Genomic DNA, 14,246 nt, shown 5'->3' on the forward strand with positions numbered 1-14,246 from the left:
TTATAGTGTAGATATCAACAACAACACAGGGAGGTTTTCAAATGAACGCAGTGATCGATGTTCAGCATTTGAAAAAAACATTTAATAAGGAAGCAGCATTACAGGATGTTTCATTTACCATTCAAAAAGGAGAAATATTCGGCTTTCTTGGACCTAGTGGTTCCGGAAAGACTACTACTATTAAAATATTAACAGCACAAACTGAAAAAACTGCTGGCGATGTTTTATTGTTTGGCCGTCCAGCAAATGAGATGAAGCAAAGTAACAATCGTAAACGCTTCGGTATTTTAACAGATAATAGCGGACTATATACGCGACTTTCAATCGAGGAGAATTTATTACTATTCAGTAATTTATATCAATTGCCTAAATCAGCCGTCAAAGAGGCATTGGATTTTGTTAACCTATACGGTGATCGTAAAAAGAAAATTAGTCAGCTTTCTAAAGGAATGATGCAACGTGTTACGCTTGCACGTGCCATCATGCATAAACCAGAACTATTATTTTTAGATGAACCAACTTCTGCACTCGATCCTGTTAATACACAACATATATATAATGGCTTGCGTAAATTAAACGAGATGGGTACGACAATATTTTTAACAACCCACGATATGAGTGAAGCAGAAATACTTTGTGATCGTGTGGCCTTCTTACATAAAGGGAAGATTCGAGCAATTGGTTCGCCAAAAGATTTAAAAAAAGAGTTTGGTGATGAGTCTATTACAGTTGAACTAAAAAATGGTGCTAGCGAAGTCATTCAAAATGGAAAACAGGATGCAGAAAAACTGTTTCATTGGATGCAATCTAACGAAGTTTCTCGCATTTATACAAACGAGCCAACACTAGGTAATATTTTTATGCAAATAACAGGGAGTGATTTAGTATGAACCTTTCAATGACACGAATTCAGGCTATTTTAATGAAGGATTATAAGGAATTTTCACGTAACTATGCGGTATCCGTTATGATACTTATGCCACTTATTATGGCATTTTTTATTAATAAAACAGGTGGAAATAATATCAACAGCTATATCATTACAGTAAATATGGCATTTTCTATGGTGACTGCCTACGTACAATGCTGTCTAATTGCAGAGGAAAAAGAAAAAAATACGCTTCGTAGTCTCATGCTTTCCCCTGCTTCACTTGGCGATATATTAATTGGTAAAAGCTTGTTTGTCTTTATCCTTACAATGGTAATTGTAGCATTGACTATTTTCATTGCTGGCTATAGCCCAGCTAATCTGTTCATCTTAGCTATTGCTTTAATACTTTCGACTGTGTTCTATATTGCAATAGGAACTTTATGTGGATTATTCGCTAAAACGGTTATGGAAGGATCTCTTATCATTCTACCTGTTATCCTTATTTTCACGTTTGGCTCTTTTGCCTTAGCATTATCGTCTGCCTTTCCTATTTTAAAAATCGCAGAGTGGTTACCAAGTTCTCAATTGGTGCTATTAGCAGAGGCTCTAGAAGGCACATACACAACAATGGACGTCATTATTCCAATGGCTACAATTATCGTTTGGTCACTAGTTACTTGGATTGTAGTAGGATTTATTTATAAAAAAAGAATGGTCGACTAATGACCATTCTTTTTTTGTATAATAATTTCTTTATCCCAATTTCTCTGTAGCATCAACTAGCAACTGCTGCAAATGGTTTTTCACTTGTGGCCATTCTTGTAGAGTAATGCTGTACATCACTGTATGACGAATTGTACCATCCTTCCGCACCATATGATTACGTAAGACCCCCTCCTTTGTTGCTCCTAAACGTTCAATCGCTTTTTGAGAACGTAAATTTTCGTGGTCTGTTTTAATTTGAACACGCTGTAAATTGAGTACCTCAAAGCAATATTGTAATAATAAATATTTACAATTTGTATTAATGGCCGTACGCCAAAAAGCAGGTGTAATCCATGTAGTACCTATTTCAAGCCGTTTATTCGTTTCATCAATATCCATAAACCGAGTCGAGCCGATGATTTGTCCGGATTTTTTATCCACAATTACAAATGTGAACTCAGTTTTTTCACGTTTTGTTGTTAATGCCTTGTCCACAAAGTTATTCACACCGACCATTTTCTCAACTGTTGTGGACATATGTGACCAAATCTCTGGATAACTACCTGCATCCAATAATCCTTGCGCATCCACTCGTTCTAACGGCTTCAGTAATACTACCTCATTTTCTAATGCTTTAAAATTCATGTTGCTTCACTCCTTTTTTTACTATTTAACGGTATTTTTGATACGATAGATAGAACCAATTTTCAAAAAACACACCGTACCAGGAGGTGCAATGTTTTGGAGTTATCAATCTCATTTACTGGAGATACATCGAAATACGTGCAAATCTACGAGGAATTAAAACATACAATTTTAAGCAAGAAACTACTGGCCCATGAGCAATTGCCTTCTAAACGAATACTTGCTAAAACGCTTGATGTTAGTGTCCATACGATTAAGGAAGCTTATGAACAATTACTAGCTGAAGGCTACATCTATAGTAAGGAACGTTCTGGCTATTTTATAGCACCTTTTGAATTTGAATGGGAACAGCAGCAAAATCAGCACATATCCACAGCTATAACATCAACTACATATACTATAAAATTCGATTTTAATAACGGACATGTGGATAAGGAAGCTTTTCCATTTTCGATGTGGCATAAGCTATTGAAAAAGCACTTTAATGTGGATAATTTAACAACAAGTCCTTGGCCAGGAGAAGCTATATTGCGGACGGAAATCGCTCGCTATGTTGAACGATCAAGAGGAGTTACTTGTGAAGCTTCACAGGTGTTTGTTTATAGTGGTACTCAAAGTCAGCTTCAAGCCCTATGTCACTTTTTTGGCCAAAAAGTACATGCTGGCATAGAGGAGCCTGGCTTTAAAAGAGTACGTGCAACATTGCAACAATGTGGATTAACGACTCATGCTATTCCTGTTGATAACTTAGGGGTAACAATACCGAAAGAATCCATCCACATGTTATACACAACACCCGCACACCAGTTTCCGCTTGGGATGGTCATGCCTGTTGAACGGCGCGCAGAACTTCTACAATGGGCTACCTCTGAGAAGGCATATATTATTGAGGATGACTATGACTCAGAATTTCGTTATAAGGGGCTCCCTATTCCCTCTTTAGCAAAGATGGATCAGCTTCAACGTGTTATTTATTTCGGAACCTTTTCTAAAACACTTATCCCATCGTTGCGTATTAGTTATATGATTTTGCCTAAATCGTTAGTCGAAGAATTTATGCTATTTAATCACGAGCAAAAATCTGTTGTCTCAAAAATAGACCAGCTTGTATTAGCCGATTTTATTGCTCAAGGTTCATTCGATAAGCATTTAGCCAAAATGCGCACTATTTATCGTAAAAAGCAACAGACGTTACTAGCAGCTATTAACACCCATTTTTCTGAGAAATTCGAAGTAATTGGTGAAAAATCTGGGCTACACATCGTTATGAAGTTACCAAAAAGGCTTTCTGAACAGGATGCGATTAGGCTTGCCAAAGAGGTAGGGATCGAAGTTTATCCATGCTCAACCTCCTATCAGCAAGGCTCTAAACATACTATGATCATTATGGGCTACGGTGGGATAACTCTTGAGCAAATCAATGAAGGCATCGCGTTACTTGCAACAGTTTGGCAATCATCCATGCCAGCATAATTTCAAATTTTAAAAACCTTTTAATAGACAAAAAAGATGACTCCGACAGTACATATCAGAGTCATCTTTTCATCACTTAGTCAATATTCATGCCGCATTAACGGGCCGTAATTTCACTTTATATCTACCACTACATTTTTAAGGTACTCATTAAGATTCCCTTTATCTACAGTCTGCATAATAGTTGATTGTTCTTCCCTGTTTTCTAAAGCTTTAATGACTAAATCCCCAACGTTTGGATAGTAATGCAACCAGTCGAAAAAGTCGTTCTCATTCGTCGTTACTTCATTCACACCATGGAAGCTATACACGGTACCAAACACATCTACCATATCATTCATCCATCTACTATAAGCCTCGTAACGATTTTCATTATGCAAAATTGTCTGAAGCCGTTTAGCAGGCATTAATTCTGTAAAGACCACTAGTTCTGTATTTGGGAATGCATCTTTTATAGCTTGAAGCCTTTTTCGATAGTCGGTATCGTACATAAAAGGCTTGGCTGCCTCTGCTTTAAAATTCTTCTGGAATTTTTGCCATCCTTGCTCCATATCATCATTTGAATACGTAGTTTGTGCAATATTATTACGTGTGTAACTGCGAGCACCGTCGTAATGATTTGCTTTTGAAATATCATAATTAAAAAGAGCATAATGCATCGTGCTTGCTGAAAATAAGGACTTTATTGCATAAAAAGGTGCCTCCGATGACTCGATATAAGTTTGCGGCGGATTCGATGTACTAGGTTTGCCAGCATTCGCTGAATCAAAATATAACTCAATAAAAATTCTCTTAAACGGCTTACCATTTTTCTTTTCAGCATATTTCATGTAAGGCAAATATTCTGTGATATGCAGTCCACTTAATGAATAGTTATAAACATTTTCTTTTGTAAAAGCCCTCTCATCGAGATACGTAATCCTGCTCGTTCCCATTAACAAACTATCATAGTTAAAATCATGGCTATTGATATAATTAGTTTTTAATTGTCTTTCATCAAAGCCAAGCTGATAGTCGTTAAAGTCATTCGCATGTGTGTAATTCCAAAGAGGGTCAATATAATAATTGAAACCCATAATTCCGAAAACAGGCAATCCTATTACTATGAAAGATGTGGCAAATAATTTTACTAACCATTTCTTCGGATCCAAGTTCATTCACACCTTTATTTAGAAATTAAAATATAAGAATATACTATTTTTTTGCATATAGTAAATCGATACTAGCACTAGTGCAATCATAAATTGCGTATAAATGATTGCTCCCCAATTAAATTTCATCTTATCCATTAATTGAATAGAATTTAATGCTGTAAATGCAATAACAAGTGTGATTAAGAGTCCTACAACAATCACTATCGGATCACTGAATGATAGTCCCAAAATATTAAAGGCTTCCGCTTGAGCAAAATTAGTGTGCGGCTCCGTAAAGAAATTAGTTATAGCTGTCATGTTTGGCGTAAACATTTTGGCTATAATAGTATTCGCTTGCTCAAGACTTGTTGCACGGAAATATACCCAAGCGATATTAACAAATTGGAAAGTCATAAACCATGAAAGTAAATACGGAAGCTTAATACCTGTTTTACTAAAAAGTCTCACAACAACAGACGCAAAGCCATGCAGAAGTCCCCATAAAATAAAATTCCATCCTGCACCATGCCAAAATCCACTGATGAAGAAAATAATTAATATATTAATATAGGTTCTAAATGCCCCTTTACGACTACCACCTAATGGAAAATAGACATATGTAGTTAAAAACCGGTTCAACGTCATATGCCACTTTTTCCAAAACTCCTGAATATTACGTGCTTTATAAGGAGAATAGAAATTTACTGGCAGTTTAATATTAAATATTAATGCTAAACCAATCGCCATATCAGAATATCCACTAAAATCATAATAAAGTTGCACTGTATACGATAATGAGGTAATCCAAGCTTCTATAAAACTTAAGTTACTATAATTGGCAAAGCCTTCATTCGCCCATATGCCCACCGTATCAGCAATAACAACCTTCTTAACTAAACCAATTGCAAAAATAAATAAACCTCGTGCAACATGTTCAGGAATAATTTTACGATTTTCCTTCGTATCATACTGCGGAAGCATTTCATCATGCTGAACAATTGGTCCTGCAATTAACTGCGGGAAAAACAAAATGAACAACGCATAATGACTAAATTTATAATGAGCTGTTCCATCACGATAACTATCAACAATAAAAGCAATTTGTTGAAATGTAATAAAACTAAGTCCTAACGGTAGCAATAATTGCAACAGTGCAAAATTTGTACCAAATAAACTATTTAAATTGCCAATAAAGAAATCTGTATATTTATAGTAACAGAGAATGATAATATTGAAGACGACTCCAATTATCATATACGTTTTTCTCCAACGACTATTGGTATTACTAATCACCCGACTTAGAGCAAAGTTCACAACTATTGAGATTGTGATGATTGCTAAATAAGATAACTTAAAATAGCCGTAAAAAACCAAAGAGCTCAGTACCAACCAATAAATCGCATATTGCTGGTTTCTGAAACGATTTAATAAAAAATAGATAATAAATGTTATAGGTAAAAACAAGAAAATAAATTCAAAGGAATTAAAAAGCATTGCACCACTCCCCTAATAGCCATTCCTTTATATTCAAAATTTAAGACTCCTCACCACAACATTTCCGTTCCGACTAGACGCTTACCTGAAGGCGTTCACTTGCGCTCCAGGCATCTCATCTTTGACGTTTCCAAATGCCCTACAATCAACCTAAAACACGGCATACGTTTAACAAAATATTTAGTGAAGAGCCTATTAAATTTAATGTTTTAATATTATATTTACATCACTTAAATTAGCCATATAACACTTTAACATTGATACACTCGTAAAATCTAAATGAAATAAATACCACAGTTAGATTCAGTATGTATTTAAAGAGACCAAATATAATATTATACTAAAAAGTTAACCTAAAACAAATAACAATATCAAAATAAGGTAGAGAAAGACAAAAACCTATATAATAATACCTCATTTTAACAATTGTTTAAAGGGAATTCCTGTTTGCTGTCGAAAAATGAAAGTAGGTTTAGTTAGGATTATCCCTACAGATTCTTAGAAACAAATATAAGGATTTTTACTAGTTTGCTTTCATTCTATTGATGGGTGAGCTTGATTTTGGATCAACCACTCACAACAATGCTGTTTTCGAGCTACAGGTTCTAAAATAAAAGTAACCTCTGTATAGCGTGTTGATCACTATACAGAGGTTGTTCATTTTATATTTTAATTAAAATCTTCCCTTGATGCTGACGACTTTCCATCAAATCATGGGCTTTCTGCATATCTTCTAATGCAAAGATATTAGCAATTGGTACTTGGAAACTTTCATCCTTCAACAAAGCAAACATCTCCTGTGCAACTTGTTGTAGCATTTCAGGCTTGGAAGCTCGAGTCGTTCCAAGGCTAAAGCCTTTCACATTGCGACAGCTACTATGTAAATCAGATGTTTTTATATTCCCAGCTTTACCACCACTATTTCCAAATTGCACTAGCGTACCATACGGGGCTAAACAGTTAAAACTCTCTTCCGTAATATTCCCGGCAATGGAGTCAAAAATAATGTTAACACCATGACCATCCGTATATTCATTGACTTGCGCACTAAAATTATCGTATGTCAGTACATGATGTGCACCTAGTTCAAGGGCAATTGTCGCTTTCTTCATATCACCAACTGTGCCAATAATCTTCTTGGCGCCTAGCTTTTTCGCTATTTGAATCAGCATTGTCCCTGCCCCACCAGATGCAGCATGAATTAATACGCTATCATCTGAGCTAATTGGAGCGATTTGATGTGTCAAAAGGTAGGATAGAAATAAAACTGTTGGCACAGCGGCCGCCTTTTCCAAAGAGACATCATTCGGAACTTTAAAGACGAGCTGCTCTTTGGCCACCACATATTCTGCATAGGCTCCATTTTTCGGGAATGCAATAACTTGGTCTCCCCTTTTAAAATTACTGTTCCCCTCAAAAACCTCTTCAACTACACCAGCTACATCTAAACCGAGTATCATTGGAAAATTTGCTTTTGCTTTATTACCTGTTCTATTTTTAATATCAGCAAAATTCACACTCGTATATGTCGTACGTATTAATACTTCCCCCTTTGAAATGGTAGGCTTTGGACATTCCACATACTTTAAAACATCAGAAGTGCCAAACTCATTAATGATCACAGCCTTCATAAATTTCCCCCTCCTTGTTATAGTAAAAGTATAAAATAGAATAATTTCCATAAAAAGAGACAAAAGGAGATATTAAATGTCCACCTTTCTTTCAAAAAATAAAACACTATTTTATTTACTTTCACTCTATTGTCAACAGAATGGCGGCACCTTTCATCTACAGCAATTAGCTACCTTATTAAAAATAAGTCCTAAACAATTGAATCGTTATCTTAAATTATTTCAGAAACACAATTGGCTACTTTATAAAGCTGGGAATGGGCGAGGACACTTGTCCAAAATTCAATGGCATGGAGATATTGAACAAATTATTGTAGATCAGCTTAAATCCCATCTCTCTACAATGACTATGATGGATTGGGGAGAATTATTTGCATTTCCTAATTTAACGGATTCTTTAGCAATGAACTTAAAGCATCTTTATCAACAAAATATAAAAAACAATATCCTATATAATGAGCGTTTGATTGTACCTATCTACCACCCTATTTATACTTTACAGCCTAATCAAGTAAACGATGTTTATAGTGCTGCACTTTTATCCAATTTAACAAATCGTTTAGTTGAAGCAGAAGCGAATGGTAATATTATTCCTTCTCTTGCACACCATTGGAATGTTAATGACAAAACATTGCGTCTTTATTTACGAAAAAATATTTCCTTCCACAATGGCGATTTACTAACAGCACATGACGTAGCTTGGTGTTTGCGCCAACTACTACATCTTCCTTTATGGCAGCCTATTCGAGAAATTATCATTGTTGATATGTGGACAATTGATTTTATTTTTTCGGAGTCTTGCACATATGCACTACACTTACTAACAGATATACAAGCAAGTATCTATAAAATTGAAGATAATGTAGTTTTCGGAACAGGTTCATTCGCAATATCAAAACACACACCCCATCAAATTGTTTTAGAAGCAAATGACAATTATTTTGGCATGCGAGCATTATTGCATACGGTAGAATTAAACATACTTCCAAAAGGATCTAATTCGTTTTATCAAACTAATTTATCAAATGACATTAATCGTAAAAAAATAAATATCCAAAACGGGGTTTGTGCAATAATTTTAAATAAAAACAAAGAGGCTTGTTCAACTAAAGCGCAAAGGCAACATATTAAAAACATAATACATAAGTATTTATATAAAGCTATTCAAAAGGATTCTTCATTACAAAATCATTTAAGTGGTTTTGATAATACCATCTCACCACTATGTAAAAAAGAGGTTTTAAAAATCGGTGCGCCTAAAGGGAAAATCAATCTAAACCAATGCTTAATTTCATCTTTAACAAAGTATGGTTATCGCCCTCAAATAGAAACATTAACACTATCTCAATATATTAAAGATAGTATCCAACCTCTCAAGTACGATGCATTTGTTTATACGAATGTCACAACTGTAAATAGTGCTTTTCATAAATTGCATGCCGTGTTCAACCCCGTTTCTCCAATTTATAAAGTATGCAAAGAAGATGAATATTTTATAAATATCTTTGAAAAATTTAAATTAGCCACGATTGCAGAATGGCCGTTACTTTTCGATTCTTTAAACAACTATTTAATTGAAGAAGCTATTTTGATACCATTATTTACACATCTCGATGATATACCATTTGCCCACGATATTTTAAAATTGGACTTCAACCACTTAGGGCACATCGACCTTTCAACAATTTGGTATGACAAGGAGGAATTATGATGAAAATCAAACCGAGAAAAGAACAATACAATGATGTTACATACAATTACTTTGATTTAAAAAGTAACAAAGTATGCTTTATGTTCTCTGGCACAGGCTATACGTTTGAAAAACCACTTCTTTATTATTCCACTCAGCTGATGCTAGAGCTTGGCTATGATGTAGTACAAGTATGCTATGTATTTGCCCAAAAGCAATTTGAGCAGGAGCCAGAAGCTATTTCAGCAATGGTTTATAATGCCGCGAATCCTATTGTGGAATATGTTTTAAGCACAAAACCTTATACAGAAGCTGTATACATTGGAAAATCACTCGGAACATTGCCTATCACGGATTTTTATATGCAGCAGTCTCCACCTGTTCCTTCTCGTTATGTACTTTTAACACCCCTACTGTCACTTGAGTATGTTATGAAAAATTTGCTTGGAAAGCAGGCATTTCTAGCAATCGGTACAGCTGACCCTCATTACTCTAAAGAAAGTTTAGAACAACTTTCTTCACATGAACTTGCTATTGTAGAAAATGCTGACCATTCTCTTGAAATAGCAAATCATACAGTTGAGTCGATGATTCTTTGTCAGTCACTATTAACGGGGCTTAAAGCTTATCTTCAACAAGAATATCGGAACCTTTTTCAAAGTTCATCTTAATATTTTTAAAATTCGGTCTTTACCAAAATTACAAACATATGCTACACTATCAAAAATACATTGAAGAGAAGAGTAAATAAGGCTGTTCTTCCCAGAGAGCTCGGGTTGCTGAAAACGAGTAAGAACGAATTATTGAAACAAGCCTCGGAGTAGCGCATTGGATTCTGCTTGAATGATGGTGCGACGGGAACTCCCGTTACAGAGTAACAGTATAAGCATAAGGGTTTATGCCGTACTGCAAAGGCTATTATGGCGACATAATAGTGAACTAGGGTGGCACCACGTGAGTATAAATTCCACAATCTCGTCCCTAAGACAAATCGTCTTGGGGGTGGGATTTTTTTGTTTTAGTTACTTGGCATAACTACAAGGAGGAATTTATATGAGCATGAAAAAATTTTTAGAAGCGTGGCGTTATCCGGCTATATTATTGTTTAGTATTGGTGTTTCCAGCGTTGGAAGCTGGATCTATTTTATAGCTTTAAATCTTATCGTCTTCAACCTCACAGGGTCAGCTATAGCTGTGTCCGGTTTGTATATCGTTAGAGCGTCATCTACACTTTTTGCCAGCTTTTGGTCAGGTAGTTTGGTAGATCGTTTAAATAAAAAATATCTCATGATTGGTCTCAACCTTTTCGAATCTTTACTAATTGTCATACTACCTTTCTTCTCTACGCTGACTTGGATATATTTCATGGTCTTTGTGATCACAATGGCTAGTTCTATGTATCATCCAACTTCCATGACCTACATTACGAAATTAATACCAATTGAACAAAGAAAACGTTTTAACGCCCTTCGCAGCTTACTTGATTCTGGCGCATTCATAACCGGTCCAGCCATTGCAGGACTGCTGTTTACGATTGGAACGCCTAATATGGCGATTTACTTGAATGCGATTGCTTTATTTATTTCAGCCTGTATTACATTAGGTATGCCTAATGTCGAAGCCAATCAACAGCTGGCTAGTAAAGCAGATGAGGAAATTTCCTACAAGGTATTATTCAACGATTGGAAGCTTGTTATAAGATTTAGCCTTAAAAATCCTTATATTATGATGATCTACTTTTTATTTAGTGCGATACTTGTCATGATGACAGCAACGGATTCTTTAGAGGTTGCCTTCGCTACTCAAGTACTTTCATTATCCGAAGGTGAATACGGTGTTTTAGTAAGCGTAGGAGGTGCTGGTATATTAGTTGGTTCTTTAATGAATACAGCAATCGTTGGAAAAATACCAACTGCTTGGCTTATAGGTTTGGGATCACTTATAACAGCTTTAGGCTATTTAATTTCTACATCCTCTTATACATTTCTTATAGCTTCTTTAGGATTTTTTATTATATCCTTTGCAACAGCCTTTGCCAATACGGGCTTCCATACCTTTTATCAAAACAATATTCCTGTCGATAGTATGGGGAGAATAGGAAGTATTTACGGCTTTGTAGAAGCCTTGTTCATTATTATCATAACTGCCATCTTTGGAGTTGCAGCTGAAATTATATCTATTCGATATGTTGTTGTATCTGCAGCCATCATCATGTTTGTAGTAGCAACGATACTGTTAATTTTTAATGTTCAACCTTCGAAGGCCAGATTTTATAGCAATATTTCAGAACTCAATGACTAGAAGAAGGTTTGATGCTATCGCTTCGCTTTCGAGGTAATAGCGAGATAAAAATAGTAGCACCTCCTATTATAAGAGGTGCTACATAAATGTTGGGATAAGACATAATGGTATTCTGCTGTCGTGCCGATTGCTCTGTTCGTCGCTTCGGCATTTCTTTCCGCCGCTCTAGCTCTTCTATCCAACGCTTTGACTAATCTTTCCGCCGCTCTGTCGGGGCTATCCACGATTTTGGCTGTTCTATCCACGATTTCGATGGTTCTATCCACGACTTTGGCTGCTCTATCCACGACTTTGACGATTCTATCCGTCACTCCGGCTCTGCTTTCCGTCTCTTTGACTGGTCTTTCCGTCACTTTGGCTCTTCTTTCCGCCACTCTGTCGGGGCTATCCACGATTTTGGCTGTTCTATCCACGATTTTGGCTGTTCTATCCACGATTTCGATGGTTCTATCCACGACTTTGACGATTCTATCCGTCACTTCGGCTCTTCTTTCCGTCGCTCTGACTGGTCTTTCCGTCACTCCGGCTCTTCTTTCCGTCGCTCTGACTGGTCTTTCCGTCACTCCGGCTCTTCTTTCCGTCGCTCTGATTTCTTTCCGTCGCTCTAGCTCTGCTATCCGTCACTCTGACTCCGCTTTCCGTCGCTCTGGCTCTTCTTTCCGTCACTCTGACTCCGCTTTCCGTCGCTCTAACTCTGCTATCCGTCACTTTGGCTCTTCTTTCCGCCACTCTGTCGGGGCTATCCACGATTTTGGCTGTTCTATCCACGACTTTGACGATTCTATCCGTCACTTCGGCTCTTCTTTCCGTCGCTTTGATTCCTTTCCGTCGCTCTAACTCTGCTATCCGTCGCTTTGACTGGTCTTTCCGTCACTTCGGCTCTTCTTTCCGTCGCTCTGATTTCTTCCCGTCGCTCTAGCTCTGCTATCCACCGCTTTGACTGGTCTTTCCGTCACTCCGGCTCTTCTTTCCGTCTCTCTGACTCTTCTTTCCGTCTCTCCGGCTCTTCTTTCTGCCGCTCTAGCTACCCTAATAAAACAAAAAAAGGGCATGAATTCAATATTACTATTGATTCATGCCCTTAAAATATTAATACGCTAAGCCGAATAGCGCTTTAATGTGTGTAAGATAGCGAATGTTAGACGCTTCTTTCATAAGTGTTGCTGGAAGACCTTTAAGTTGTGTGTTGCTAGCACCGATAGTCGCAACAGCGTCTTTACGGCCTAAGCTTGCAAGTGTACCCGAATTAATTGCAGAGAAAGGTTTCATCTCTTGGTTTTTGTATTGTGCGAATAGGTTGTAACCAGCGCACTCACCCATTTGCCATGCAACTTGAGCAGTTGGTGCGTATAGCGGACGTCCGCCATCAGCTGGTAATGCTACAGATGCATCACCGATTACGAATACATCATTATGAGATGTAGATTGTAAGAACTCGTTAATCGTAGCTTTACCGCGGTCAGCAGCAAGGCCCGACTCACCTACGATCGGAAGCGGAGCTACCCCACCTGTCCAAATAAGTGTATTGGCAACGATTGATTCGCGATCTTTAAGAGAGATGACGTTACCATCAACACCTGTTACAGGAGTACCAGTGATGAATTCAACACCACGTTTTGTTAAGCTTTCAGTAGCACGTTGGATAAGTACATCTGGAAGTACTGGTAAGATTTTTGGACCAGCTTCAACAAGCTTGATTTTAAGGTCAGCAAAGTTAACACCGTGTTTTGCTGCGATTTTCGGGAAGTTGTCCACGATTTCACCAACAAGCTCTACACCTGTTAAACCGCCACCACCGATAACGATCGTTGCATCTGCTTCGTCTTTTGTTTGTGCATATGCTTTAATACGGTCTTCGATGTGTTTGTTAATTTTGTTTGCTTCGTTCACTGATTTAAGTACCATTGAGTTTTCTTCTAATCCAGGGATACCGAAGAATCCAGTTTGGCTACCTAAAGATACTACTAAAGTATCGTAATTTAAAGTATAACCATTGTCTAGGTCCACTTTTTTAGTGTCTACATTAAATTTTGTTACTTTAGCAATTTGTAAATCAATATCTAAACCTTTAAAGATTTTTTTAAGTGGTAAAGCAACAGCACCTTCAGCAATAGTACCACCAGCTAAACGGTGAAGTTCAGTGATGATTTGGTGTGTTGGGAATTGGTTTACAACAGTAATTTTAGCTTCATCAGCTGATAAATACTTGCGTGCAGTTAATGCAGTTAAAACGCCAGCGTAACCAGCACCTAAGATGACGATTTCTTTTGACATGATTAATTAATCCTCCGTCCTTACGTTTT

General features: G+C 36.8%; 13 protein-coding genes and 1 other annotated feature. Of the genes, 8 read left to right on the plus strand and 5 right to left on the minus strand.

All coding sequences use genetic code 11. From position 1 onward, the window contains the following. Positions 1 to 41: 41 nt before the first annotated feature. Both ACMZ42_RS12275 and ACMZ42_RS12280 read left to right on the plus strand, forming a co-directional pair. Complete coding sequence (locus ACMZ42_RS12275; protein WP_415731650.1) at positions 42 to 890, plus strand: ABC transporter ATP-binding protein; 849 nt, start codon at positions 42 to 44, stop codon at positions 888 to 890. Continuing rightward, entirely contained in the window at positions 887 to 1,594 is a 708-nt protein-coding gene (locus ACMZ42_RS12280; RefSeq protein WP_415731651.1) for an ABC transporter permease, read from the plus strand. Before ACMZ42_RS12275 ends, ACMZ42_RS12280 begins: the two co-directional genes overlap by 4 nt. 30 nt (positions 1,595 to 1,624) lie before the next feature. On the opposite strand, the gene ACMZ42_RS12285 is transcribed toward ACMZ42_RS12280, so the two are convergent. Next, positions 1,625 to 2,221 (minus strand): GNAT family N-acetyltransferase, encoded by a 597-nt coding sequence (locus ACMZ42_RS12285; protein WP_415731652.1) that lies wholly within the window; start codon positions 2,219 to 2,221, stop codon positions 1,625 to 1,627. A gap of 96 nt (positions 2,222 to 2,317) precedes the next feature. Here ACMZ42_RS12285 and ACMZ42_RS12290 point away from each other — a divergent pair, with 96 nt between their 5' ends. After that, the gene (locus ACMZ42_RS12290) at positions 2,318 to 3,694 is read left to right on the plus strand and encodes a PLP-dependent aminotransferase family protein (RefSeq protein ID WP_415731653.1); all 1,377 of its coding nucleotides are present in this window, start codon (positions 2,318 to 2,320) and stop codon (positions 3,692 to 3,694) included. Between the two features lie 113 nt (positions 3,695 to 3,807). Here ACMZ42_RS12290 and ACMZ42_RS12295 read toward each other — a convergent pair whose 3' ends face one another. From ACMZ42_RS12295 to ACMZ42_RS12305, 3 genes are all read right to left on the minus strand, one after another. After that, positions 3,808 to 4,845 carry a hypothetical protein gene (locus ACMZ42_RS12295; protein WP_415731654.1) on the minus strand — a complete coding sequence of 346 codons (1,038 nt, stop codon included), beginning with the start codon at positions 4,843 to 4,845 and terminating at the stop codon, positions 3,808 to 3,810. An 18-nt stretch (positions 4,846 to 4,863) separates the two neighbouring features. Continuing rightward, positions 4,864 to 6,321, minus strand: a complete 1,458-nt coding sequence (locus tag ACMZ42_RS12300; protein ID WP_415731655.1) for an MBOAT family O-acyltransferase — start codon at positions 6,319 to 6,321, stop codon at positions 4,864 to 4,866. Between the two features lie 662 nt (positions 6,322 to 6,983). Next, entirely contained in the window at positions 6,984 to 7,952 is a 969-nt protein-coding gene (locus tag ACMZ42_RS12305) for a quinone oxidoreductase family protein (RefSeq protein WP_415731656.1), read from the minus strand. Between the two features lie 76 nt (positions 7,953 to 8,028). Between ACMZ42_RS12305 and ACMZ42_RS12310 the strand changes: the two genes are divergently transcribed. From ACMZ42_RS12310 to ACMZ42_RS12330, 5 genes are all read left to right on the plus strand, one after another. Continuing rightward, positions 8,029 to 9,663, plus strand: coding sequence for an ABC transporter substrate-binding protein (locus ACMZ42_RS12310; RefSeq protein ID WP_415731657.1), 1,635 nt, complete (start codon positions 8,029 to 8,031; stop codon positions 9,661 to 9,663). Beyond that, a complete protein-coding gene (locus ACMZ42_RS12315) occupies positions 9,663 to 10,313 on the plus strand; it encodes a hypothetical protein (RefSeq protein WP_415731658.1) in 651 nt (216 codons plus the stop codon). The genes ACMZ42_RS12310 and ACMZ42_RS12315 overlap by 1 nt, the downstream gene beginning before the upstream one ends. A gap of 51 nt (positions 10,314 to 10,364) precedes the next feature. Then, positions 10,365 to 10,628, plus strand: a binding site (T-box leader). A 67-nt stretch (positions 10,629 to 10,695) separates the two neighbouring features. Further along, a complete protein-coding gene (locus tag ACMZ42_RS12320) occupies positions 10,696 to 11,943 on the plus strand; it encodes an MFS transporter (protein WP_370080805.1) in 1,248 nt (415 codons plus the stop codon). A 120-nt stretch (positions 11,944 to 12,063) separates the two neighbouring features. Further along, on the plus strand, positions 12,064 to 12,780 hold the full coding sequence (locus ACMZ42_RS12325) for a hypothetical protein (protein ID WP_415731659.1): 717 nt from the start codon (positions 12,064 to 12,066) through the stop codon (positions 12,778 to 12,780). 17 nt (positions 12,781 to 12,797) lie between these two features. Further along, on the plus strand, positions 12,798 to 13,028 hold the full coding sequence (locus ACMZ42_RS12330) for a hypothetical protein (RefSeq protein WP_415731660.1): 231 nt from the start codon (positions 12,798 to 12,800) through the stop codon (positions 13,026 to 13,028). 4 nt (positions 13,029 to 13,032) lie between these two features. Here ACMZ42_RS12330 and ACMZ42_RS12335 read toward each other — a convergent pair whose 3' ends face one another. Beyond that, positions 13,033 to 14,217: an NAD(P)/FAD-dependent oxidoreductase gene (locus ACMZ42_RS12335; protein WP_370080798.1), complete on the minus strand. Its 1,185-nt coding sequence runs from the start codon at positions 14,215 to 14,217 to the stop codon at positions 13,033 to 13,035. Positions 14,218 to 14,246: the final 29 nt, after the last annotated feature.

It is taken from the genome of Lysinibacillus sp. NPDC056185, assembly GCF_047737915.1.
Taxonomy (GTDB): domain Bacteria; phylum Bacillota; class Bacilli; order Bacillales_A; family Planococcaceae; genus Lysinibacillus.

What these genes read in the sequence shown, in the direction of transcription:
- ACMZ42_RS12305 (WP_415731656.1), bottom strand. Translation starts at nt 7,952, where the DNA reads ATGAAGGCTGTGATCATTAATGAGTTTGGCACTTCTGATGTTTTAAAG.
- ACMZ42_RS12335 (WP_370080798.1), bottom strand. Translation starts at nt 14,217, where the DNA reads ATGTCAAAAGAAATCGTCATCTTAGGTGCTGGTTACGCTGGCGTTTTA.
- ACMZ42_RS12315 (WP_415731658.1), top strand. Translation starts at nt 9,663, where the DNA reads ATGAAAATCAAACCGAGAAAAGAACAATACAATGATGTTACATACAAT.
- ACMZ42_RS12285 (WP_415731652.1), bottom strand. Translation starts at nt 2,221, where the DNA reads ATGAATTTTAAAGCATTAGAAAATGAGGTAGTATTACTGAAGCCGTTA.
- ACMZ42_RS12280 (WP_415731651.1), top strand. Translation starts at nt 887, where the DNA reads ATGAACCTTTCAATGACACGAATTCAGGCTATTTTAATGAAGGATTAT.
- ACMZ42_RS12310 (WP_415731657.1), top strand. Translation starts at nt 8,029, where the DNA reads ATGTCCACCTTTCTTTCAAAAAATAAAACACTATTTTATTTACTTTCA.
- ACMZ42_RS12300 (WP_415731655.1), bottom strand. Translation starts at nt 6,321, where the DNA reads ATGCTTTTTAATTCCTTTGAATTTATTTTCTTGTTTTTACCTATAACA.
- ACMZ42_RS12320 (WP_370080805.1), top strand. Translation starts at nt 10,696, where the DNA reads ATGAGCATGAAAAAATTTTTAGAAGCGTGGCGTTATCCGGCTATATTA.
- ACMZ42_RS12275 (WP_415731650.1), top strand. Translation starts at nt 42, where the DNA reads ATGAACGCAGTGATCGATGTTCAGCATTTGAAAAAAACATTTAATAAG.